Below are 23,274 nucleotides of genomic sequence, written 5' to 3' on the forward strand. Positions count from 1 at the left end.
TGTTTTACGTTCTTATCCTCGCTTGCTTATGGAACCATCTTTTGTTGCTTCATTACGCGATATCCGATTATGGATGCTTGTGCGCGTGTAAGGAGCTCAGTTGGGTCAAATCGCACTGTTTCTTTCTTCTCTCCTGGAAGTAAAGTATTCGGAATGCCTTCGATCAACCCGGCTTTAGACACCGCCTCAACGGCTGGCCTTGAATAGGACTCGATTCTATCGCCATCCGTGAACGATTTTTGCAAAGTGGCCAGGGATTTATTCAGATCAGTATTCATTTTCATTTCAGCTGCTCTAGCGATCATTACAGCAGCATCTTGGCGTGTAATGGATCCTCCTGGATTAAACCGATTACTCGCTTGACCACGAATAATACCCGCTCTTGCCGCTGTCTCGACATATTTATAGTCGTAAAGCATACCGATTGCGTTATCAATTTTCAGAACATCCGAGAAAGTTGAGTTACCAGCATAGTTCAAAGGAAGCTTAAAGATCTTGACCAATACTTGAGCAAACTCACCACGGGTAATGTAATCATTCGGGCCAAAAGAGAACGTAGTTTTCGCTCTCATTAAACCTTTGGAGTAAAGTGTCTCGAGCTCATTTCTTGCGAATGAGTGCCCTGTCATATCATCGAAGCTACGATCCATATACATGACTTGATAGTATCCGAACTTCCGGAATGGAACTGTGATCGTGTTGTTTTTGGTATCTACAACGCCGCCGAGGTTCCTCCAACCATAGTCTGTCGTATTAGAATAATTCGCATAAATATCATAGAAGAATACAGTGATGTACTTTCCAGCTTCTTGACGAATGGCTTGATCAAACTGCAGCGTCAATTCTCCATCTTGTGTAGGTACAACGATCTCATCGTTTAGACGGTTAAAATAAGCTCTTCCCGAGTTCGTAGTGTCATATGGATCGACACCAGTGCCGTTAAGTCCTTTAGTTAAATCATCAGGTGTTGTTGTAGTTGAATTTGGTGCTGGAATGAAACCTGCATCCATATAGTAGAGATTACTTGCTGGATGGAAGGTATCTTCTACAACTTTGACACTAATTTTAGATTTATAATACCCATTCGGTACAGGAAATAATGCTTTATCTACTCGACCATCATCTGTATCCGCGATACCAAACAATATCTTACGTCCTGTTGTAATATACTGATTGTTATTGCTATCCGGTACATTTCTCATTAACTTAGTGTCTTTAGGGAAAGATAGCTGTAGCCCACTATTAAAGAGTTTAAACTTAGTATTCATATTTTGAAGCGTTGCTGCACCCTGAACATTGGTATTGGTATTGAATAGAATAAAGCTTCCGTTCACCTTAGTCCCATTACGATTAATAGTAAACTTAATTTGGTTTGCACCAGGCTTCAAATTAGTAACTTGATATAAATATTGATCCACGGAATTCACTGTACGTTTGGTTGCTTCATTCTTATCGAATAAAACACTTTCTGCGTTCTCAGCTTCAATAATGATGTTATAGAAATCACTATTGATGTTAGATTGTAACTCCCCTTTAGGATTCTTGATCAAGAGGGGTTGAACAACCGTGTAAGGAACATTCTGCCTTGTAATAGTAATAGACTTCGTTGCAGTGATATTTGAATTATTGGTGATTCTAAACTCAAAGACAACATCTGAGTCATCCAGCAATTTAAATGCTGTTGTTTTAAAATTTGTGCTACTAATTGATGTGAAATAATTAGCATTGCCAGCTGACGTTACTGATTGCGAATTAGCTGATTGGTCGATAACAGCAATCGAGCTGGAACTTCCTATCGTTTGCTGATAGACCAACGCATCTCCCTTAGCATCCTTCGTATGCACAACCAACGTTAAAGCTTTGATTGGTGATGCCACTCCATTTGCATCTAGACTTGAATATAACCCGTCAAATGACACAGTACGTTGTGTCGTTGTATAAGTATCAGAATCGCTGTTTGCGATAAATTGAATGCCTGATGTACCACTTTCCACTGGTTTAATAGCCGTAAATTGAGGTGCATCTGTTGAGAATAGATAGATGTCATACGACTGTTCCGTGATAAATACATTATTGACGTAAATTTTGAACTTCAACGTATTTTTACCTTCAACCATTACCTTCGTGAGATCAGCGTTAAAAGAAGTTAATGGTAACGTGAAGGTATTCAATGTTCCTGGTACTGTTGGTGTAGAAGGAATTTTCCCAAATATCGCTTCAACAGTTCTGGAGTCAAGGGTATAAACACTTTCATTCATAGATACTTCTACTTTATTAACAGGTACTGCTGGCGCAGTTACTGGATCTTGATAGAAATTAACAAGTCTACCCGAAATACATGCTTCTGTAGCTCCACATGTTAGATTCTTGATATTCTTGATCGTCATACTGTTAGAGATATTATTAACTAAGACATAGGGAGCGTTACTTATGCTCAACTTATAATCAACTGTGCTGTATCGCGTGGTTCCCGCAACGTCACTATAGAGCTCAATACTTAATTTCTTATTGCCATCGGTTATGCCTTGTAACTTAAGATCATACTTAAATAACTGGGCTACGGAATCCCATGTCCCTACAATTGGATTTAGATCAGGGTAATAAACTCCATCAATCAGAGCCTTAATTGTAAGTGTTTTGTCATTTGCATAAACATGGATGTCAGCCGGAAGCTCGTTAACCAATGTTGCATCGGTTAGACTAAGTTCATTTTCAATCGTTCCATTACTTATTGTTGATCTATCGATGTAAGGATGGCTAGGATCAACATATTTAAATTTATATTCTGTTATTACTGGAATTAGGCTATTGGTAACATCTCTAAAAGTAAATGTTAGACGCTGCTCATTCGCCGCGACAGAAGTAATGTTAGGTATGGCAACCTTCAAGTCTTTGACCAGATATTCATTGTTACGAGTCAACGAACTGTTTTTAGCAGAGTAGGTGACTCCTGATACCGTTGTGGGTAGCAGATCACTAGGATTACCTAAATCAATTGTAGCCACGGAAGCATCGTTAATTGCCACATCTACATAGCGGTATCGTAATGACCCTGATGCTTCCAAATCGCTTTTTACACTAGCTGTAAAAGTCAAAGCACTTGTTTGAAATGTTGGAATCGTAATTAAGTCTTTTTGAGGTAATAACGCAGCCGTATCCTGTATCTTTCCGTTAAAAGCAAACGGCTGACCATTATCGTACCATAGTTTCTTAACTACTTGATATTTATTCGTATCATTGCTCGCAATGAAGTTAATGATGTTGTCGCCTGGATTCAGACAGAAACTGGTAACAGATGCACAAGTTGATGCAGATTTGTTCTTGTCATCCCCAGTAAAATAGAAGTATCCATCATTACTTTTGAAGCCTTGTTTAGGCAGACTATCGCCAGTTAATGTAGCTTGAACAGCACTAGCGTTGGAAGCCTTCGTTTTAATTTGGATACCTGTTGTCCCTGCTTTCAGAGGACCACGGTCAACTGGGTAGATCTTCCCTTCTTCCAGTTGAGCGTTATTTACCGTAATATCGGATAAATTGGTCGTTGGAGCATAGTACAACCAACCTGGTGCAGATGCAATTGCATTAGAATCACCTAGATAAACGACGACTTTATTCAACCCTTCTGTTAACTGGATATTATCAAATTTCACAAGATTCGTTCCAGTAACAACCGCTTTGTTGTTCTTCTCTGTTGTCACAGCGCCTGAGTTGATATTCGTAATTTCGAAATAGATGGATGGGATCTGTGAATCTGTTACATTTGTTGTTTCTACATTTAATACAAATGGCAGTTGTGTAATCCGTGTTACCAAGTTATTATCCTTTGGCCGAGCCGTAGATGTGCCGGCATTATCGGTATCCGTGTATAAATTTTTGATAACTAGCGTTGAAGCCGCACTTGCTGTCATCGCAGGCATTAAACTAATCATTAAGGATATGATCAACAGTATGCTTGCTAGTTTGGTCTGTAATCGTTTCAAAACAATTTCCTCCTTATGTTATCTAAATGTTATTAGCTGTTTATGTAATGGACTGGTGTATCACTTATTATTTAACTAGCTTTCGACAATCCCTCCCAAATTCTTCTATCATTCTACATGATTAGACGCGGCTAATCGCCAAAAGTTACTGTATATTACTTATCGGTTGATTGCAGGTAAATGTTTAGAGATAGAAAGGTTTTCCCTTAAAAAGTAAAAAACCCAGCCACAAGGGCTGGGTTAGATAAGTCATATGAAATAAGGTAAAGTTATTTACCTACGCGATCACTCTGAACCTGCTTACCTACTAACCTTTGCAGGAAGTTGATCACAGGCTTGCGACTTTTGCTAATGATACCGATCGCCTCTGCCCCAACAAGCATAACGAGGAATAATGCAACAATAATCATGATAAGTCCCCACGTGGAATCTTGGGAAATAAATACTGAGCAGACCACCGCGCTCCCACCGAAAATAGCAGCAATTCCATAGATAATAAGGACGCTTGTACGATGGCTGAACCCCATTTGCAATAGGCAGTGATGCAAGTGGCTTTTGTCCGGTGCCGAGATCGGCAGTTTATTTACATAACGGCGAAGCATCGCAAAGAAAGTATCAGATAAGGGCACGCCTAAAATCATAATCGGAATTAATAGTGAAACAACAGCAGCTTGCTTAAAGCCGAGAATTGAAAGTGTCGCAAGGGCGAAGCCCAGGAACAAGGCGCCAGAATCGCCCATGAAGATTTTGGCCGGATGGAAGTTAAAGAACATAAAGCCTGAAATACTTCCTAGCAAAATCACACAAAGTAAAATAACAGTTACGTTCCCCATCATCAGGGCAAGAATGAGAATCGTTGTTGTTGCGATACCCGATACACCTGCTGACAAACCATCCAGGCCGTCAATCAAGTTAATCGCATTGGATACACCAACAATCCACAATATTGTAATCGGGATACTCAACCAGCCAATCGGCAGGTTCGTTTCACCAAATGGAATATTAACCAAATCTATTTTGAGTCCAAAGGAAACAACGATACAGGCAGCAATAAGCTGTCCTAAAAGCTTCCATTTGGGAGATAATTGAAAGCGATCATCTAGAGCACCTGTGACAACAATCACAAAGCCTCCGAGCAGAAGTCCAAAAGCAGCATCTGAATTCACGGCATCAAGTGCTGGAGAGACGACGAAATAAGCTCCAACGAACGCGAGGAAAATCGCTAATCCTCCTAAACGCGGCATAATTCGCGTATGAACCTTCCGATGGTTGGGGGCATCAACAGCTCCTACCCAGAAGGCAAATTTTTTGACCAGGGGTGTCAGCAACAACGCCATAACGCACGCAGCAATAAACCCTATCGCATATAATCCATACATGTCTTCTTCACAGCTCCTCTTGTCATGGGTGGCAGGCCGGTGACCGCCGAAATGAATTATACTCCCATTCCGTCACAAATACTACTGCTAAATTCATCTGAAATGACCGTTTTCAGCCAATTTTCAAAGATATTTTCATGGTTTTGTGACGTTCTCTTTGTCGCGCATCACTTTCACTGCGAATTTCGGTAATAGAAGCATTCTTTTATAGCGCCACGGTTCCTGAAGAAGGCGGTAAAACCATTCCAGACGTAGTTTTTGAAAAAATTTAGGTGCTCGCTTTAGCTTGCCCGAAAGCACATCGAAACTTCCGCCAACTCCCATCATTACAGGCACACCCAGTTGTTCTTTGTATTTCCCGATCCAAGGCTCTTGGTTCGCTGCCGCTCTACCAACGAGAAGCAGATCTGGCCCAGCATCTTTAATGGCTTGAATCACTTGCGCGTCCTCGGCATCGCCGAAATAGCCATCCCTTACTCCGACCAGGTTTACCTTCGGATAAGTCGTGCGAATTTTCTCAGCCGCGGCTTGAATCACTTCATTGGAAGCACCTAACAGATAGACCTTCCATGCCTTCTTCTCTCCGACCTTCATGAGTTCGTGGATTAAATCATAGCCAGGCACTCGTTCTGCGACAGGTTGACCGACGTGATTAGCGGCCCAAACAACACCTGTTCCATCTGGCACGATCAACTCTGCGCGCTGCATCATCTTCAAATAAGAAGGATCGTCCTGCGCAGCCATCACCATAATCGGATTAGCCGTAATAACCTGATGCGGCTGTTTTAATTCAATGACCTTCGTTAAGTAGTCAACGGTTTGTTTCATGCTCATTTTGGAGATAGGCACACCGTAAATGCGCACTTTCGGTATAGCTTGCAAGGATGCCAGTGCTGCTGGCTGATTGGTAACAGAAGTAGAGCTCATTATATCTCTTCCTTATTATTGACGTTGTAGGTTGCATTTTGGTTGCTAGTTGGTGGAATGTGGATGAAAATCTATCTACTATTTCCTTTGGTAAAAGGAAATGATTCGCTGCGCGGGCAGCTGTGCTTGCGCCTTCAGCTGCTCAATGGCGGCGCGACTTGACGCCGCCCACTGCTCGCGAGCATCGAGGAGGCCCAGCGCCTCCTGCGTAAAGGCAGAAGCATCGAAGCGAGCTGTCGATGCGGCGGCTTTCATACCAAGCCTATGGAGGAACTGGTCGATCTTCGGATCGTACGAGATCCCCACCATAGGCACGAACTGCGAGGCTGCATAGATCAAAGAATGCAGCCTCATCCCGATCAGCAGGTCGCACGCCGCGACCTGCGCGAGCATATCCTGCGGATGCGTGATGCCACGCACCATCTCCGCACGACCACCGTGATCGCCCAATCGGTCGATCACGAACTGCGACGCCACCTCATCCGAGGGGAGGTGGAAGGGCAAGAACCGCAGCTGCACGTCCGTGCGTGCTGCGAGCAGCTCTTGCAGAGACCGCGCGAGAGCTTCCAGCTCGGAGCGGTCCTCGTTCCAGAAGCGGACGGACACCCCGATCGTCCGCACCGCCACCGAAGACGCGCCATCACTCGGCGCGGCATCCCCGCCATCCCGGAGGGGCAAGCCCATCACCGGGTCGGGCACAACCGTGATGCGCTCCCGCGGGAGACGCATCTTACCCAATAAGTCCGCGGACTCTGTATCGCGGACCGACACGAACGCGCAGCGCTTGAACACGCTGCGGATCCAGCCGTAAAACATCGGCCGGCTCACCGGCCCGATGCCTTGCGAATAAATAAACGTTGGCTTCCCGAGCCATTGCGCAATTTTCAAGACTGCCAAGTAATACGGGATCGTCTTCGAGCTAGTGGCATCTTGCAATAAGCTGCCGCCACCGCTAATTAGACCATCCGATTCGCGTAACGCTCGCAATAACGGGCCTGGCTTCATCCGATGATATGCCTTCACGCCATACATCTCTGTTGTTTTCGCTGGATTGGCCGAAAGCACGATAGGTTCAATCTGAATGCCCTGTGCCTGACCCTGCTCTTGCAAAGCGAACAAAATCGACTGCAGTACAGCCTCGTCCCCGCTATTATCGAAACCGTAGTAGCCGGATAACGCTATTTTGACAATTGGGGCTGTACCCATCGTTTCCAACTCCTTGTGAGTATTTCCCAAGCTGCAATGAGAACTAACCCGATGATTGCACCTAGCACAAGTCCGTAGAAGATACGGATTAAAGAAATGTGCAGCGGTGTGTGCAGGTGAGCAAACGTATCCACTAAGGAAAGTTGACCAACGACACCGATGAACAGCAAGTACACGGCATGACGGTAACGAACGGACAAGTACGCACCCAGTACGAATATCGGATGAGCGACTAGGAATTCCTTCGTCCGCGGACGTACGCCTAATGTATTTTCTAAGAAGGAACGGAATAACTTCTCGATCGAAGAAGCTTGTCCTTCATTCCCTGTACGTGACAAGTAATAGAAAACTGCCGCAAGTCCAACGCCTGCGATCACGATCCACAACACACTTATATAGGAAGAAAGCAATCGGCGAATATTCGCGATCTTTTCCTTATACGTAGTATTCTCACTAAAGAATAAGAGATACACACCAACTATGGCAATTGGTAGCAAATGCAGCATCCCAACCCCTCTAAACTGTTGAAGTACCAAGGAATACGTCACATGATTTAGCAACGCCACAACATAAACAATACCTATACAGGAAACAAGCGATGTTCGAAGCAGCTGCCATAGCCCATAAGCCAGTCCTGATTTCCATTTCTCTGCAACACCTGATTTCACTGAGCGGATGGCCAGCATAACCGCAACGCTAGGTGCACTAATAGCTGTCGCCAAAGCAAGTCCTTGCGCGTACAAATTCGCCGAAAGCGTATGTAGAGCAACCAAACCTAGCAAGCCCACAACGAAGAATACAATCGTCAATTCAGGCAAGAAGAACGAAATCATCCATACAATCAAGCTCAGTCCGCCTAACAGCAAGAAGAATCGAGCAATCTTTTGCCAACCTGTAGTATGTACTTCGAAAGCCTCAGCTTGTCCCAACGTAAAGCCTACGTCTTGGATACGAGGAATTGCACCGTCTTTACCCTGCAAGGCTGCATAGTAGGACGAAAGCGGATCAACAACCTTGCCTTTATCTAAGTTTTTCACCGGTTTGGCATTCAGAAATACCATTCGGATATTACGATCCTTCACAGCCAATACAAGCCGATCTGACACACCTTGCACACGATCAGCAAGCTCAGCTTTTTTCAGCGGTTCCGTCAGTTTCTCGCCATCTTTCTCTGTAAAAGAGTGCAGGCGCACAACGTTGTAATTCGTTTGCTTAGCTAATGTACTGAATCCTTTTTGCGGCTCCTTCAATAACTCAATTGCTGCGAGTCCGATGCCATTCTTATTAAGCAGATCAGCCATTTTATTCAAATTAACTTCTGTATTTTCTTCGGTATATCCTGGGACTTCGTTCCCATCCACGATGATGCGTTTGACACCAAGATCATGGAACTGCTTAAGCATAGCATCCATCTCATTGGTGTGGAACGGTCTGCGATTCGCTAACCGCACAACGATTTGAAAGCCTTGTTCTTTCAGCATTTGCAGCGTAATTGGGTCAGGATCCATCGCCTTAATAGAGGCATCGTCCATGCTCATCTGAATGATGAGACCATTACGGTTTTTGAAGCTCCACGGCTTCACGCCCACTTGCAGATCCGCGAACGTTTTCTGGATAAGCGGCTCTAACTTCTGTTGCGTTTGGTTATCTGCGAACAGCACATACGTATAGTTCTCGCTAGGATTACCAAGTGTTTGAGTAAGCATAGCCGCGTCACGGGAGTTGTACATCTCAATGCGACGGCTCTCTTTGAACTCACCTAACGTGCTTTCGTAAACAGCCATAGAGCTTATGCCCGCGGCTTTCATGTTCTTCAACTCATTGTTCACAAAGCTCTGTGGATTTGTCTGCACATCAGCAATATCCAATAAATCACGATAGTCGAACACGAATTCAACTTGATTCGCCGACGTTTCGGTTTGGTGACGTGTATAAGCAAGCGGCAAGGAACACAGCATCCCCAAAATCACGATCCACCATAAAATATTTCTTAACGGGTTATTCCAGGTTTGATACAGATTCACCAGTTTGTCCACTCCTTAGAGCATTCTACTTTCCAATCCCTTATACACTCGAAAACCCCTCCGCCCCCAAACGCGGGGAATACGCCCAATACATGCTAGATTTCGTATCCAGCCATGTATTAGACGATCTATCCCTCACTTAGGTTCTGAAGAGGTTTTGTACACCTATTTCACTATCCGTCTACACGATTAAGCACGTATTGGATGATGCCATCTAGTTGCTGTGCAGCCTTAGGTCCTGTTGTTCCTTGGACTGCAAAATAAAATTTAATTTTCGGTTCTGTGCCGGATGGACGTAAACAGAACCATGAACCGTCCTCTAGTTTGAACTTAAGAACGTTCTCCCGAGGTAAGCCATTAATCCCTTGTGCGTAGTCCTCAACCGCGATTACACGTGTACCGCTGATCTCAGTTGGCGGATTTGTTCTCCAAGCTTCCACCATGCGGCCAATTTGTTCTACGCCGTCTTTCCCTTTAAGGGTTCTAGATTCCAGTTTTTCCAAAAAGTAACCAAAGGATTCGTACAGTTCTTGTAGTACCTCATACAGGGTTTTGCCTTGTTTCTTATAGTAAGCCGCAGCTTCCGCAATTAACATAGCCGCGATGACTGCATCTTTATCTCTTGCATAATCGCCAGCCAAGTAACCATAGCTTTCTTCATAGCCAAACAAGTAAGTGTATTCACCTGTTTTCTCGAATTGCGACATTTTTTCACCGATATACTTAAAGCCCGTTAAGGTATTCAGTGTGGGAATTCCATAGTGATTCGCGATAACTGCGCCCATCTCACTCGTTACGATCGTTTTGATCACAACACCGTTAGCTGGAAGGGTTCCACGCTCTTTCATACTCGACAATAGATAGTTCACAATAATCGCACCGGATTGATTACCCGATAACACGACATACTCACCATTCGGATCCTTCACGACGGCACCCATGCGGTCAGCATCCGGATCGGTTCCGATAATAATATCGGCATTCCATGCCTTCGCTTGTGCAATTGCTAGCGTAAACGCTTCGCGCTCTTCTGGGTTCGGCGATTTGACGGTAGAGAATTGTGCATCTGGCAGTTCTTGCTCAGCAACAACCCGCACTTGTTCGAAGCCAACAGCCTTCAGAACTTCGCGTACCGGTATATTCCCTGCGCCATGCAGCGGAGTGAAAATCACACGGAAATCATCGCTGATTTCCTTAATGACGTCTGGATTTTGACTAACGGCCGTAACCGCTTGTATGTAAGCCTGATCGACATCTTCGCCTAACCATGCGAGAAGCCCTTGTGCTTCCGCTTCTTGCTGAGACAACTTCTTCACTTTATCAAAGGTATTGATGCTCTGTACGTGATCAATAACCTGCTCTGCAAACTCAGGCACCAATTGCCCACCGTCTGCACCGTACACTTTATAACCATTATACTCCGGTGGATTATGGCTCGCTGTGACAACCACACCCGCTGTCGCTCCTAAGTATCTGACAGCAAAAGAAAGCTGCGGTGTGGCATGAAGTGTCTGGAACAAATACGCTTTAATTCCATTACCCGCAAAAACAAGCGCGGATTCCAGTGCGAACTCAGGTGACATATGGCGGGAATCATACGCTAGTACGATTGACGGATTAGCCGCGCCCGTTCCGTTTACATATTGCGCTAAGCCTTGGCTAGCACGACCCACGGTGTATACATTGATACGATTGGTACCCGCGCCAATGACCCCACGGAGACCACCTGTCCCAAATTCAAGATCTTTATAAAAGCGATCCTCGATTTCTCTCTCATCTTCCCGAATTGCTTGAAGTTCTTGCTTCGTTTGCTCATCGACAGCTGGATCTTGGAGCCATAATTGATACTCTGTTTGCACACGCGTCATCGTCGTAGGTTCATCTCCTTTATATGTATGGGCTATTTATTAGCAAGGGCGAACATAAGCTCACCTTCGACTACCACTTTGTCGCCAACTTTAGCCACAGCTTGACCTTTAACAATAGTGCCTTTTACCCGTGTGATGGTCATTTCTAAGGTAAGTGTATCTCCAGGTACAACTTGCTGACGCCAGCGAATGCCATCTGCACCTGCGAATAGGCCGATTTTGCCTTTATATTCAGGCATGGACAATACGGCTACAGCACCAACTTGTGCTAAAGCTTCAACAATCAAAACCCCCGGCATAACCGGATAACCAGGAAAATGTCCTGCAAAGAATGGTTCATTGATCGTAACATTTTTAATTCCTACAGCTCTAACCCCTTCTTCTACCTCCAAAATACGGTCAACTAGAAGGAAAGGCGGGCGGTGAGGAATGATCTCTTGAATTTGATTAATATCTAGCATGTTGCGTTCGTGCTCCTTTCGAATACTTGTATAAAATACAAGGGAATTACTTACAATAGGGAGGTCCCTTCATATCCTGCAGAAGTGAAGGTTCATATAAGGGGAGCTTATGTAACGGTCTGTATGACAGACCCCTACATAGGCTCTTTTTCATTTTGAACATAACCGTTATTTTGCTCGAGCCCCACGATTTAATAGAAGGAACTGGAAAATATAAATGAATGACGTTAAGAAAGAGACCCCGATCACATACCACAAATAGGTGATGGCAAAGGTGAATTCAAACACAATAAAGAGGATGGCGAAATAGTAGAGTACCGTCGTTAGCTTCCCCATAACGTTCGCTGGAACGGTCAGTTTGCCTCTGAAATGAAAGAAGGCGGAGCCAATAATCATGCCTGCATCACGGATGAACATGGCCACTGCTGCCTGCCAAGGAATCATCTCTGAGATGAGGAGGGAGAGGATGACCGCAATCATCATGCACTTGTCGGCAAGTGGATCTAACATCACACCCATCGGGGTAATCAGCTTGCGCGTTCTAGCGATATAGCCATCTAGAATATCCGTTAATCCAGCTACAAGTAGAATGATGAAGGAGGTTCGGATGTGGCCATTGAAAAAAAGCACGAGGTACACGGGGATTAGTACAAACCTGCTGATCGTGAGCATGTTCGGTATATTCAAGGTACTCCTCCTGCGCCTAAGTATCCGATCCGAAATTTCAATATTTGGTAGATAAAGTCTTTCTTCATTATACAACTGCTCTTACAAAAATAAAACTCCCATACGGGAGTTCGATTAATTCGCAAAAACGAGATCGTATAAATGCCGCCATGTGCTAATATGTAAAATTTCTGATGAAGGTTGATTCCCAAACTTCGTGTAGCCCACCCATAGACCAATATAGATCGCTGCAATGGCCAGCACGGGAATACGTACAATTTTGAAAATAAGCCATAGGATCTTCTGCCATTTCGGCCTCGGCTTCTTCTTGACTGGAGCTGGCTTGTCTGCCATCGAGCCTATCCCTACCTTTCTACGATCATGCACGTAAATTGTTAGCCATGTTCATCATCTGATCGGAGGATGTGATGGCCCGGGAATTCAGCTGTAAAGCGCGTTGGACAATAACCAGGTCAGTCATTTCATCCGAGAGTGTCACATTGGATTGTTCCAGAAAACCCTGCATTAAGCTAACGCGAGTCGCTTCTGTTGCAGCCACGCCGTTCACATCTTGCAAGATATTCGCTTTCTCAGCCTCAGTAATCCCCGTTGGAAGTGTGTATAAATTATCCCCCACATCTTGAAGAAGCTGCGGTCGTACGACACGCACCAGCTTAATTTGACCTAATGTTACGGGCGCAGCAGCTGGATCCTGTTCATTGTACCCTTTGATCGTACCGTCTTGCTCAACGACTGGCCGAGTCCCTGATGGTACATTAATCGGGCTTCCATCGATATCGGAGATATAATGGCCCTCTTTCGTCGTAAGAACCGTCCCACCCTGTCCGTCCGGCGTTAAGCTGAATGCCCCGTTACGTGTCCATGCGGGCTGGAATACTTGATCACCATTATCGTCCACCTTGCTAACGGCTACTTCAAACAAGCCATCGCCTTGAATGGCGAAGTCGGTTGTATTACCTGTCGGCTGAATCGGCCCTTGCGCCAAATTCGTCTGAATTTGCACAAGCCTCGATCCCCAGCCTTGGTTAAAACCGAGCGGCGAGAAGCGACCTTGCTGACGGAACCCTTCAGGCTGCGCTTGCACATTCGTCAACACATCCTCGAAGGAGGCTTCCTTCTTCTTAAAGCCGTTTGTATTCACATTTGCTATGTTATTGGAGAGAATATCCAGCTTTTGCTGTAAGCTGTGCATGGATACCGATGAGTTGATCATGGAATTGTTCATGGCTGGCTCCTTCGCAAGCTAGATTTAGACGCGTCCTACTTCATTTGCTGCTTTGTCCATACTTTTATCATATGATTGGATCACTTTCTGATTCGCCTCATAGGCGCGCAGCGCCGACATCATATCCACCATGGATTGCGCGGAATCCACGTTCGATCTCTCGATAAAGCCTTGGCGCACTTCAACTTGATCACCTGGCGCTACTTGTGAGATCGTCGCTTCATCTCCTGGATTAATACGCAATAACCCATTCCCCTCACGGAGCAATAGATTCGGATTCTCTGCACGTGAAAGCATCAAACCGATCGGCGCCCCCGCCGCATCCAGAATCGGGCGTCCGTCGCTATCCATGAACTCGCCCTTAGCCGTTACTTTGAAATTGGAGATCGGTTGCCCGGCTCCATCCAACAAGACCAAGGGTTGTCCATCTCGGCCCAATACTTGTTCGCCATTAGCATTAACAAGCTGACCCCCTGCATCGACAGTGAACTTCCCGTTTAAGGAGTAACGCTGCTCGCCATTCGGGTTCAAGACGGTAAAAAGTGCCTGCGGTTGGAACGTTCGCTCCCCTTCTGCATTTACGTATTTACCCGTTGCATCAAATGCAATTCCCGGTAATTGAATGTTGGAAACCAATGCGAAATCGAAGGGGTTCTGCGTTTCCTGCAGATCGCCTTGGGTGTGAACAGAGATACTCTCCTCCGAGAACACACCTAAGCTCATCCTCCCAAGCGGTGCTGGAGAGGCACCTTGTCCACCGCGAATCGTAGAGATTAGCATTTCTGGAAACGAACGCGACAAGGCATTACCCTGTTTAAAACCTGGGGAATTCAAGTTGGCAATATTATTCGTTATGGTATCGTGTCTGCGTTGCTCAGAAATCATCCCTGCCGCCGCGGTATACAGTCCTCTTAACATCTAGTCACCTCTTAGTAGGTTATCTCATTAAAATTTACGTTTGGTTACTTTATCTAAATTATCCAACATAATCCCCGTGCCTTTAACAACGCAAGACATCGGATCTTCAGCGATAAGTACAGGCACTTTCAACTCATCTGCAAGCAATTGATCAAGCCCATGCAATAATGCGCCGCCGCCAGTCAGAATAACGCCACGGTCAATAATATCAGCAGACAACTCAGGTGGTGTCCGCTCGAGTACGCTCTTCGCCGCTGTGACGATGGAATAAACCGGATCCCATAGCGCTTCCTGTACCTCACTGGAGTGAATGGTAATCGTCAATGGAAGTCCAGAAACCATATCTCTTCCGCGAATATCCATCTCTTGATCACGCCCATGTGGATATACCGTTCCAATTTTCAACTTAATATCTTCGCTTGTCCGTTCACCGATCAACAGCTTGTACTTATTTTTGATATACTTCATGATCGCTGTATCGAACTTGTCGCCAGCGATCTTGATGGAAGAGGAGGTGACGATGTCGCCCATGGATAACACGGCAACATCCGTCGTCCCCCCGCCAATATCAACAACCATGTTACCGCTAGGCTGGAAGATGTCCATACCAGCGCCGATTGCCGCTGCCTTCGGTTCTTCTTCCATGAATACCTCTCGGGCACCGCTGCGCTCAGCTGCTTCGCGAATCGCTTTCTGCTCAACTGAGGTAATGTTGGTAGGGGCGCAGATCAGTATTCTCGGATGAGAATACCAATTCTTGCCCCCAATTTTCGCAATGAAATGCTTCAGCATCATTTCCGTAATATCAAAATCCGCGATAACACCGTCCTTAAGAGGACGAATCGCAATAATGTTACCAGGTGTTCTACCTACCATGCGGAAGGCTTCTTCTCCAACAGCCAACACACGTTTCGTATCGCTTTCAATTGCAACTACGGACGGCTCATCAAGCACAACTCCGCGACCTTTTACATGAATAAGCACATTTGCCGTGCCGAGATCTATTCCAATATCCTTGCTGAACATTTCTAATTAATCCTCCCTAAACCTACCGTCCATCCCGTGAAGAATCGGCGCTCTGATATACAGTTCTAATTATAAGCTAAATTCGCTATAAATGCATGTTTTCCTCTTTTTCCGTGAAATTTCGACACGTCCAGTTATAGGAAACACAGGAAACATCTCGGGATGAAGGGTATCTTAGGACTTAACCGTAACCAGGACTTCGGAAAGCTTAGGATTACGGGTCTTACGATACTTAATTTTCGTCGCTTCTCCTCCCCTAAGGTGCCGAATTGACTTGTGATACTCCAAAATGTGCTTCACCTGATTGGCCAGGTCTGGGTTGATTTCCGGTAGTCTTTCCGTCAAATCCTTATGCACTGTGCTTTTGGAAACGCCGAATTCCTTAGCAATGGTGCGAACCGTATTCTTGGTCTCGACGATACAGGTACCAATCTTAATGGTTCGCTCTTTGATGTAATCGTGCACTCCCCTCGCCTCCCTACTCGAGATAGTTTGGTAAAGTATATGAGGGGCATGACTAGATATTCTACGTAACCAAGCCTGACAAGCTCATTTCCCATATTTATTTTCAAAATAATATCAAGAAATCAGCTTTTGGTGCTCAAATGGGTCAAATGTCCAAGAAAAATGTGAAAAAGCAGCAGGAATATACCCGCTGCCGTTCACTATATGTAGGCCTTAGCCCCATGTATCGTAATGCTCGAAATGCTGCTTTATTGCTTGACGTTCAAGAGGTTTTCTGGGTTAACAGCTGCATTGTCGCTAACTTGACGTACTTCAAAGTGTAAATGCACGCCATCTTCCTTCTCGAAATCGTTGCTGCCTGCTTTAGCGATGATATCGCCTTTCTTCACTTCTGCACCTTTTGTTACCTTCACATCAGATAAACTTTGGTAAATACTGATCAAACCGTTGCTGTGTGTAATCTCAACCAGCTTACCAACAACAGGGCTTTGCTCAACTGCTGTAACTTTACCACCTAGTGCCGCAAGTACATCGAATGCTGCGCCATCTTTGGCTTTCAAGTCGATTGCCGTGTGCGGTGTCAGTTGATCGAGGTATTCGATCATCGCCGCTGCCTTCACATCATTGGATGCATTCGTGTCATAGTAAGGAATTGCCACTTCGACTGCAGCTCTGTCTTTCACAGGCCATTGCATGGCTTCCGTGGTTCCGTTAACCGCGAGAGCCCCATCATGTGGTGCTTTCGGATTATCGGTTTGTTCGCTACTGCTAACCTTAAGACCCGGATCATCTAGGCTGACTGTTTTCGTTCCTGCTCCCTGGTACACCCACATTAAGGTTAAGATAATTGCTGCTGCTGCCACATACGTCGCTGGGAATACCCATTTCTTAGCAAGCAACCTCTTCCATGCAGATGTTGGACCTTGTGCTCCTTGAACAGTTTTAGGAGCTTCTTCTTTCTGAAAACCTTTGTTATTATCACTCATGGTTATCACCTCATCAACCATTCTTGACACTTTACAAGGTTTTATACTTCCAGAAAGATATTTTTATAGAAACATTACAAGTTTACGATTTGTTGAGAAAAGAAGCGGCATTTTCAATAGAGATGCCCGTGTAATAATAGGTTACGATCTCCTCCGCGGTTTTCCCTTCTTTCGCCATACCGTTGGCGCCCCATTGACTTAGACCTACTCCGTGTCCGTATCCGAACGTGGTAATTGTAATTTGAGGGCCAGCCCATTTCCAAGCGAATTGAGAGGATGCTAGACCTAGCTTCTCTCTTACTTCGCGACCTGTGAATACCTTGCCTCCTATCGTCATGCTTTTAATCCGATGTCCGGTAGACCAAGAGAGTACTTTCATCCCTTTGGCACTGGTATCTGTCGTTGAGATGCTAGCTACACCTAACTTCTGAAGCATCGTCTTATAGCTAATCGTGACACTTTCTTGATAGCGAGAGGACAGCTTAATATCCCATGGACTAGGCACGCTGCGTAAATAAGGACTTGCGAACGGCCAATATTCTTCCGAATTCTCGGTATACCCATTGCTTGTTGAGAAAAAAGTCGCGTTGATCGGTACATGTCCATAAGTAAGTATCTTATCTTTGGTCTCATTGACGGCTCTATCAATTTTGGCCATATTCGTTTCGTACTTGGTCTTGTCCCACTTCGTTCGAAGCTCTTGATCCGTCAGATAGGCTTGATGGGCTGTCGTGTCTGTCACTAGCGCATCATTCACGGGCATATTGCTATAATCCTTCTCTATGACTCTACGCACAACATAGGTTCTCGCCGCCATCGCTTGCGCCTTGAGTGCCTCTAACTCGAAATCTACGGGCATTTCGGCAGCTAGCACACCTCTTACATACTGTTCTAGTGGAACGGTTTGCACGATGGCCTGCTTCGTCAAATACACGGGAATCATCAACCCTTGTTGACCGCTAGTCTCTTGCAGGGTTGTGCCTTCAATGGGGATCGGGTACACCTCGTCGGTCGGAATCTTCTTGACTAGCAATCCAGGCACGATGATAGTGACACACAACATGGAAGATAAGCAAACAGCCATCCACAGGATGACTTCTTTTCTGAGCACGCGTTTCTTTTTGAACATATGTCTGAGCAGCCTCCATTAGCGCGTTTACTAGCAGCAATTTTGGTATGTCTTAGCTTATGAGAGGGGTTGCTAGAATAGAACACGAACGAGGCTAGGATCGGGAATTGATAGTGCCGAAACGCCTCGCCCCGGCGGCTGCGTTTTATCTGGAAAACCTCCATCTATTTTCGCTGGATATGCCCGAAATTGCTGATTAGATGGAAAAGTTACAGGTAAAATCGCTGTAATCGGCCATATCAGCCTAGTCTCGCGAAATGAACTACAGGAAATCAAGTTAGTTCATTTACTGCGAGAAAGCGAATGAATTAACTGTAGATTTTACAGTTAAACACGCGAGAGGGTAACGTTACATGTAATAGAAGCAGGAAAAGAGGATACAAGTTGGGGAAAATCTAGCTGTGAGGCAGGTGTAGATTCTATGTAGTGGTAGGGAGATAAAGTGTAATTGCTAAACGTAGATAAAGTGTAATGGCAGGAGTGGATAGAGATATTTAAGTAGGCGAAGCGGTAGAAGTGAATAGAAGTGAAGTCAGGTATAGTGGTAGATTGAGAAAACCTCTATCGAGGCCATTCAAAGATGAGCGACCGCGTTTTAGTAGTCGGATTTATCGCCAATCAGAAAGCAGTTTTCGGTAACCGAAAACGTATACTTTCTTACATGGTCAAAAAAAAGAACCATCAGGTCCGTTCCCTGATGGTTCTCTTGTCTTACGCTAGCGTCGGCTGGATATTGAAAAATCCTAGCTCCGCCACTTCTTGCTCAATTTCTTGTGGGACCGAGCGATAGATATCGGCACCTAGTTCACGCAGAACGTCAGTGATATCAACATAGCCACGATCAATGTGATGAACACCCGTAATCTCCGTCTCACCCTCAGACGCCAATGCCGCGAGAATGAGCGCTGCACCAGCTCTCAGGTCTGTTGCACATACCTTAGCACCACGCAGTTTGGAATTACCGCTTACGATCGCTGTGCGACCGTCCACTTTAATGTTTGCATTCATATTCGCGAATTCTTCCACATGCATGAAACGGTTCTCGAACACAGTCTCCGTTACAAGGCTCGTTCCGTCCGCTACCATCAACAGTGCCATCATTTGCGACTGCATGTCGGTTGGGAAGCCAGGATACGGCAACGTTTTCACGTCTACTGCACGCAACGGACCTGTAGCTCGAACGCGAATGCCGTTCTCATCTTCTTCAATCGTTACACCCATTTCCTGCATTTTGGAAATGACAGGACGAAGGTGGTCTCCAATCGCGCCTTCCATATACAGCTCACTGCCTGTAATAGCTGCAGCGATCATGTATGTGCCGGCTTCTACGCGATCTGGGATCACCGTATGTACGCAACCACGAAGCTTCTCTACACCCTCAATACGAATAACACCCGTTCCCGCACCGCGGATCACAGCGCCCATCGCATTCAGGTAATTAGCCAAATCAACAATTTCCGGTTCTTTTGCCGCATTTTCAATCGTTGTTGTACCTTCAGCAAGTGTTGCAGCCATCATTATGTTCTCGGTTGCACCTACGCTGGCAACATCCAAATAAATTTTGGCACCCTTCAGGCGCCCTTTCACTTTAGCTTCGATATAGCCTTGACCTAGTTCAATATCGGCACCCATCGCTTCAAAGCCTTTGAGATGCTGGTCAATCGGTCTTGTGCCAATCGCACAACCGCCTGGAAGCGAAATTCTCGCTTGACCCAACCTAGCTAACAAAGGACCCATCACGAGGAAAGAAGCTCTCATTTTACGGACTAGATCATAGGAAGCTTCACAGGTATTAATCTGCCCAGCTCTTACTCGAATCACCTGACGGTTGTATTCGACTTCAATTCCTAAGCTTTGTAATACTTTATTAATGACTAGTACATCGTCAAGGGGAGGCGCATCATGGATGACGCTTTCACCTTCCGACCCCAGAATGGAAGCCGCAATAATCGGCAGTACCGCATTCTTTGCTCCGTTGATTTTTACATTGCCAGCTAGCTTTCGGCCACCGCGGACGATAATTTTGCTCATCATGGTCCCTCCGCGCACTTATTTTAAAAGACAGGTTTTGCACATTTCCTAAGTTTATCATTTGGAGCCACATAGTTACAACTGTGTTCTTTTGGCAGTCAGAGATGCCCTACATAGAGTTCGAAGCGTCATGTGATTTTCATTCCGTTCTATTATCCATTGTTGACAACAAACTTCCGCATTATTCGGAAAATCGCATTAAAACATCTTACTGAAGCTCATCGAGAGACCTAAATACTGAATGAAAAACCCTGCAACCAGTTGCCCGAGTCCGATCGAAAGTAAAATTTGCAGCATAATCGCTTGTGCGCCTTTGGGCCTTCGCAGCAAAACATCAAAGCGGAACGCTTGCAGCGACCACCACGCCAACCCGATGCAAAGAATATAGACAGCTATACTAGCCATGTTCATCAACGACGCGTATTGCGCCACTTCACTCCATTTGTCCGTCTCGCCCATAGGTCACTCCTCTTCAATTTTACCGATTTACAACTCTAGCCAGCAAAGTCACAAATTCAGCCCGTGTTGCTTGATCTTCTGGATGGAAGGTTCCATCGGGAAATCCGCTGATCCAACCATCTGCCGCCATCTGTTTGAGAATGCCTACACCCCAATAAGATTCACTCACATCGCTAAAAGGTGCATTGCCTCTCAGCTTCCCTGTCATATTCATACTGCGCGCAAGCATTTGTGTCATTTCCATACGGGTCAGCTTGCCGTCGGGTTTAAATGTCCCATCTGGATAACCATCTACGATAGAGGCTTGAACGGTTTTGGCTATATCGTCGTAAGCCCAATGTGAAACGGACAAATCGCTGAATCGCAAATCCTTGCGTTTCGATAAACGCAAAGCACGAGACAGCACGGTTGCCGCTTCAGCTCTTGTAATGGATTGATTCGGAGCAAAACGATAATTCCCGTAGCCGCTAATCATCCCTTGCTCGGTAAGCTTGCTAATGGCATCTTGTGCCCAATGTCCAGCAATATCAACATACCCGCTGACCAGCCCATAACTGTTCAACTGTAAGCGATACATCTGACTCATGAACCACTGGTTCGCCTGAAGTTTAATATAATACGTTCCTTCGGGCAACGGCTTCTCGAAATTAAGCTGACTCGAACCACTGTCACTACGATAGGTGCCTTGTTCCTGCAACGAGTTATTATACAACGTAGCATACAACGTACGTGAGGTTGGAATATTCGTCAATCTGATCTGGGCCAAACTATCGGAAGTTAATCGGAACTCGAACCAATCAACGTCTTCATTTTTACTAAAAACACCTTCATACCCTGCATTCATCGCAGCAAAAGTAGCTTGATACGACTTGTCATTTGGTTCGTTCGCATCAATCAATTTGGGCGTATACTCAATCTCTAATGTGTATTCACCCGTAATCGGTCCGGTATAATCCTTCACGTTACTAACACGAATATAATATTGCCCAGGAAGTACTTCCATCTGGGAGCTTACTTCGATACCGCCATCGCCCGCTTGATCGATCGTCGTCGACTTCTCCCCTTCTTTCTGGAAAAGAAGCATAGGGTCGATCCGCCCCGTATCCGTAGATAGTCTAAGGCGCATCGTGCCTGAGTGTTCTAGCGTGAGTGCAAACCAATCGATATCGCCTTTTTCATGAAACGTGCCTCGAATGGTCTGACTACGTTCTGGCAATGTAAAAGCTTTATACTGCTTATCATTATCCTCAAAAGGATCCGTATAAATAACAAAATCCGTTTGCAACGTGTAATTAAGCAGGGTCTTGCGTGTCCGATCAACATTCTCCAACTGCACATAGGTAATGCCTTTGGTCACAGCTACAGTGAAAGACTGGCTTCCTGCAGCAGTTCCACTAGCCGCGACAAAGCTCTGTCCAGAATCAAAATTCACACGAATGCCTGCGCCGTCCTCGGGCTGTACCGCTAACTGAATATAACCGTCGTAAGCTGCATCAATCGCATACCAGTCTTGGTCCTGCCCTGAGCTGAGGTTCGCTTTGACTACCGTATGATTAGGAAGTGAAGCAGCCTGACTTGCAAGATCATTCGGCTCGAAGCGATCTTGCTTATAAGGCTCCGTCAGTGCCTTCTCGATATTCAATAAGCCGTAACCCGTCTTGGCGTCCCACCCTTTGGACATCAAATCTGTGGCTGTTTGCTCGATCTGTGAGCGCACCTGATACGCCGACATTGCCGGATATTTCCCCCAGATCAGCGCAGCTGCGGCTGCCACTTGCGGCGCAGCCATTGAGCTTCCATCTTGATACTGGTAGCCACCGCCAAGCGCCGTCGTGTAGACGTCCCAAGGCGCCATAATATCGAGCTCTGGGCCATAATTTGATCGTGGATCTGCCTGTTTATTGGTGCTCACACCCCCAACAGAAAGCACAGTTGGATATGCCGCGGGGTATTTCACACTCGTGCTTTCATTACCGACAGCGGCGACGAGCAAGACATTGCGATCCTCTGCATATTGCACAATACCTGCCAGATAATCCGAGTATTTGTTCAATCCCAAGGAAAGGACTACGATTTTCGCCCCGTGATCCACGGCATATTTAATGCCTTCACCCAGCTTAGCTTCACCGCCAGTTCCATCTGCTTCAAGTGCCTTGATTGGCATAATTCTGGCATTAGGGGCAATGCCCGCGATGCCTTTATCGTTATTAATCGCAGCGGCAATCAAGCCGGCTACGTTCGTTCCATGTCCATTATCATCAAAAGGCTTCTTCGAAGCCTGCAGCAAGTTCACACCATCCACTAAATTGCCAGTCAAATCTGGATGTCCAAGGTCAACGCCTGTATCAACCACGGCGACAACGATCGGCGTACGGGCATCACCTGCCGCAGCCCATGCTTGGTCAACGCGAATCATATCCAGATAAGTTTGCTTCACTCTCATGGGATCCGAAGACACCGCATAAGCCGCATCTACGTTAGGCACGAAACTCGTTAGTCCTAG

18 protein-coding genes are annotated in these 23,274 nt (G+C 45.7%); all 18 read right to left on the reverse strand.

Annotated features, from left to right (window positions below):
• Positions 1–26: 26 nt before the first annotated feature.
• Positions 27–3,980, reverse strand: coding sequence for an S-layer homology domain-containing protein (locus L6I86_RS21640; protein WP_236290449.1), 3,954 nt, complete (start codon positions 3,978–3,980; stop codon positions 27–29).
• A 269-nt stretch (positions 3,981–4,249) separates the two neighbouring features.
• Positions 4,250–5,359 (reverse strand): glycosyltransferase family 4 protein, encoded by a 1,110-nt coding sequence (locus L6I86_RS21645; RefSeq protein WP_056611602.1) that lies wholly within the window; start codon positions 5,357–5,359, stop codon positions 4,250–4,252.
• Positions 5,360–5,494: 135 nt separating this feature from the next.
• Positions 5,495–6,286, reverse strand: a complete 792-nt coding sequence (locus L6I86_RS21650) for a WecB/TagA/CpsF family glycosyltransferase (RefSeq protein ID WP_236290451.1) — start codon at positions 6,284–6,286, stop codon at positions 5,495–5,497.
• Between the two features lie 78 nt (positions 6,287–6,364).
• On the reverse strand, positions 6,365–7,492 hold the full coding sequence (csaB, locus tag L6I86_RS21655; protein ID WP_236290453.1) for a polysaccharide pyruvyl transferase CsaB: 1,128 nt from the start codon (positions 7,490–7,492) through the stop codon (positions 6,365–6,367).
• On the reverse strand, positions 7,465–9,516 hold the full coding sequence (locus tag L6I86_RS21660; RefSeq protein ID WP_338113428.1) for a DUF5693 family protein: 2,052 nt from the start codon (positions 9,514–9,516) through the stop codon (positions 7,465–7,467). The genes csaB and L6I86_RS21660 overlap by 28 nt, the downstream gene beginning before the upstream one ends.
• 173 nt (positions 9,517–9,689) lie before the next feature.
• Positions 9,690–11,384 carry a phospho-sugar mutase gene (locus tag L6I86_RS21665; protein WP_236290455.1) on the reverse strand — a complete coding sequence of 565 codons (1,695 nt, stop codon included), beginning with the start codon at positions 11,382–11,384 and terminating at the stop codon, positions 9,690–9,692.
• A gap of 32 nt (positions 11,385–11,416) precedes the next feature.
• Complete coding sequence (fabZ, locus tag L6I86_RS21670) at positions 11,417–11,845, reverse strand: 3-hydroxyacyl-ACP dehydratase FabZ (RefSeq protein ID WP_029195635.1); 429 nt, start codon at positions 11,843–11,845, stop codon at positions 11,417–11,419.
• A gap of 168 nt (positions 11,846–12,013) precedes the next feature.
• Positions 12,014–12,532, reverse strand: coding sequence for a CDP-alcohol phosphatidyltransferase family protein (locus L6I86_RS21675; RefSeq protein WP_236290457.1), 519 nt, complete (start codon positions 12,530–12,532; stop codon positions 12,014–12,016).
• Between the two features lie 114 nt (positions 12,533–12,646).
• Positions 12,647–12,865 carry a DNA-directed RNA polymerase subunit beta gene (locus L6I86_RS21680; RefSeq protein WP_056611616.1) on the reverse strand — a complete coding sequence of 73 codons (219 nt, stop codon included), beginning with the start codon at positions 12,863–12,865 and terminating at the stop codon, positions 12,647–12,649.
• 25 nt (positions 12,866–12,890) lie between these two features.
• A complete protein-coding gene (locus L6I86_RS21685) occupies positions 12,891–13,757 on the reverse strand; it encodes a flagellar hook-basal body protein (protein WP_236290459.1) in 867 nt (288 codons plus the stop codon).
• A gap of 24 nt (positions 13,758–13,781) precedes the next feature.
• Positions 13,782–14,675: a flagellar hook-basal body protein gene (locus L6I86_RS21690; RefSeq protein ID WP_236290461.1), complete on the reverse strand. Its 894-nt coding sequence runs from the start codon at positions 14,673–14,675 to the stop codon at positions 13,782–13,784.
• 27 nt (positions 14,676–14,702) lie between these two features.
• The gene (gene mreB, locus L6I86_RS21695; RefSeq protein ID WP_057313423.1) at positions 14,703–15,701 is read right to left on the reverse strand and encodes a rod shape-determining protein; all 999 of its coding nucleotides are present in this window, start codon (positions 15,699–15,701) and stop codon (positions 14,703–14,705) included.
• A 174-nt stretch (positions 15,702–15,875) separates the two neighbouring features.
• Positions 15,876–16,166 carry a sporulation transcriptional regulator SpoIIID gene (gene spoIIID, locus L6I86_RS21700; protein WP_057313422.1) on the reverse strand — a complete coding sequence of 97 codons (291 nt, stop codon included), beginning with the start codon at positions 16,164–16,166 and terminating at the stop codon, positions 15,876–15,878.
• A 248-nt stretch (positions 16,167–16,414) separates the two neighbouring features.
• On the reverse strand, positions 16,415–17,152 hold the full coding sequence (locus tag L6I86_RS21705; protein ID WP_056611631.1) for a M23 family metallopeptidase: 738 nt from the start codon (positions 17,150–17,152) through the stop codon (positions 16,415–16,417).
• A gap of 82 nt (positions 17,153–17,234) precedes the next feature.
• On the reverse strand, positions 17,235–18,281 hold the full coding sequence (spoIID, locus tag L6I86_RS21710) for a stage II sporulation protein D (protein WP_236290462.1): 1,047 nt from the start codon (positions 18,279–18,281) through the stop codon (positions 17,235–17,237).
• Positions 18,282–18,992: 711 nt separating this feature from the next.
• Complete coding sequence (gene murA / locus L6I86_RS21715; protein WP_171633436.1) at positions 18,993–20,312, reverse strand: UDP-N-acetylglucosamine 1-carboxyvinyltransferase; 1,320 nt, start codon at positions 20,310–20,312, stop codon at positions 18,993–18,995.
• 198 nt (positions 20,313–20,510) lie between these two features.
• On the reverse strand, positions 20,511–20,771 hold the full coding sequence (locus L6I86_RS21720) for a DUF1146 domain-containing protein (protein WP_063795496.1): 261 nt from the start codon (positions 20,769–20,771) through the stop codon (positions 20,511–20,513).
• Between the two features lie 19 nt (positions 20,772–20,790).
• On the reverse strand, positions 20,791–23,256 hold the full coding sequence (locus tag L6I86_RS21725) for a S8 family peptidase (protein ID WP_236290464.1): 2,466 nt from the start codon (positions 23,254–23,256) through the stop codon (positions 20,791–20,793).
• Positions 23,257–23,274: the final 18 nt, after the last annotated feature.

It is taken from the genome of Paenibacillus allorhizoplanae (assembly GCF_927798215.1).
In the GTDB taxonomy this organism is placed as follows: Bacteria; Bacillota; Bacilli; order Paenibacillales; family NBRC-103111; genus Paenibacillus_E; species Paenibacillus_E allorhizoplanae.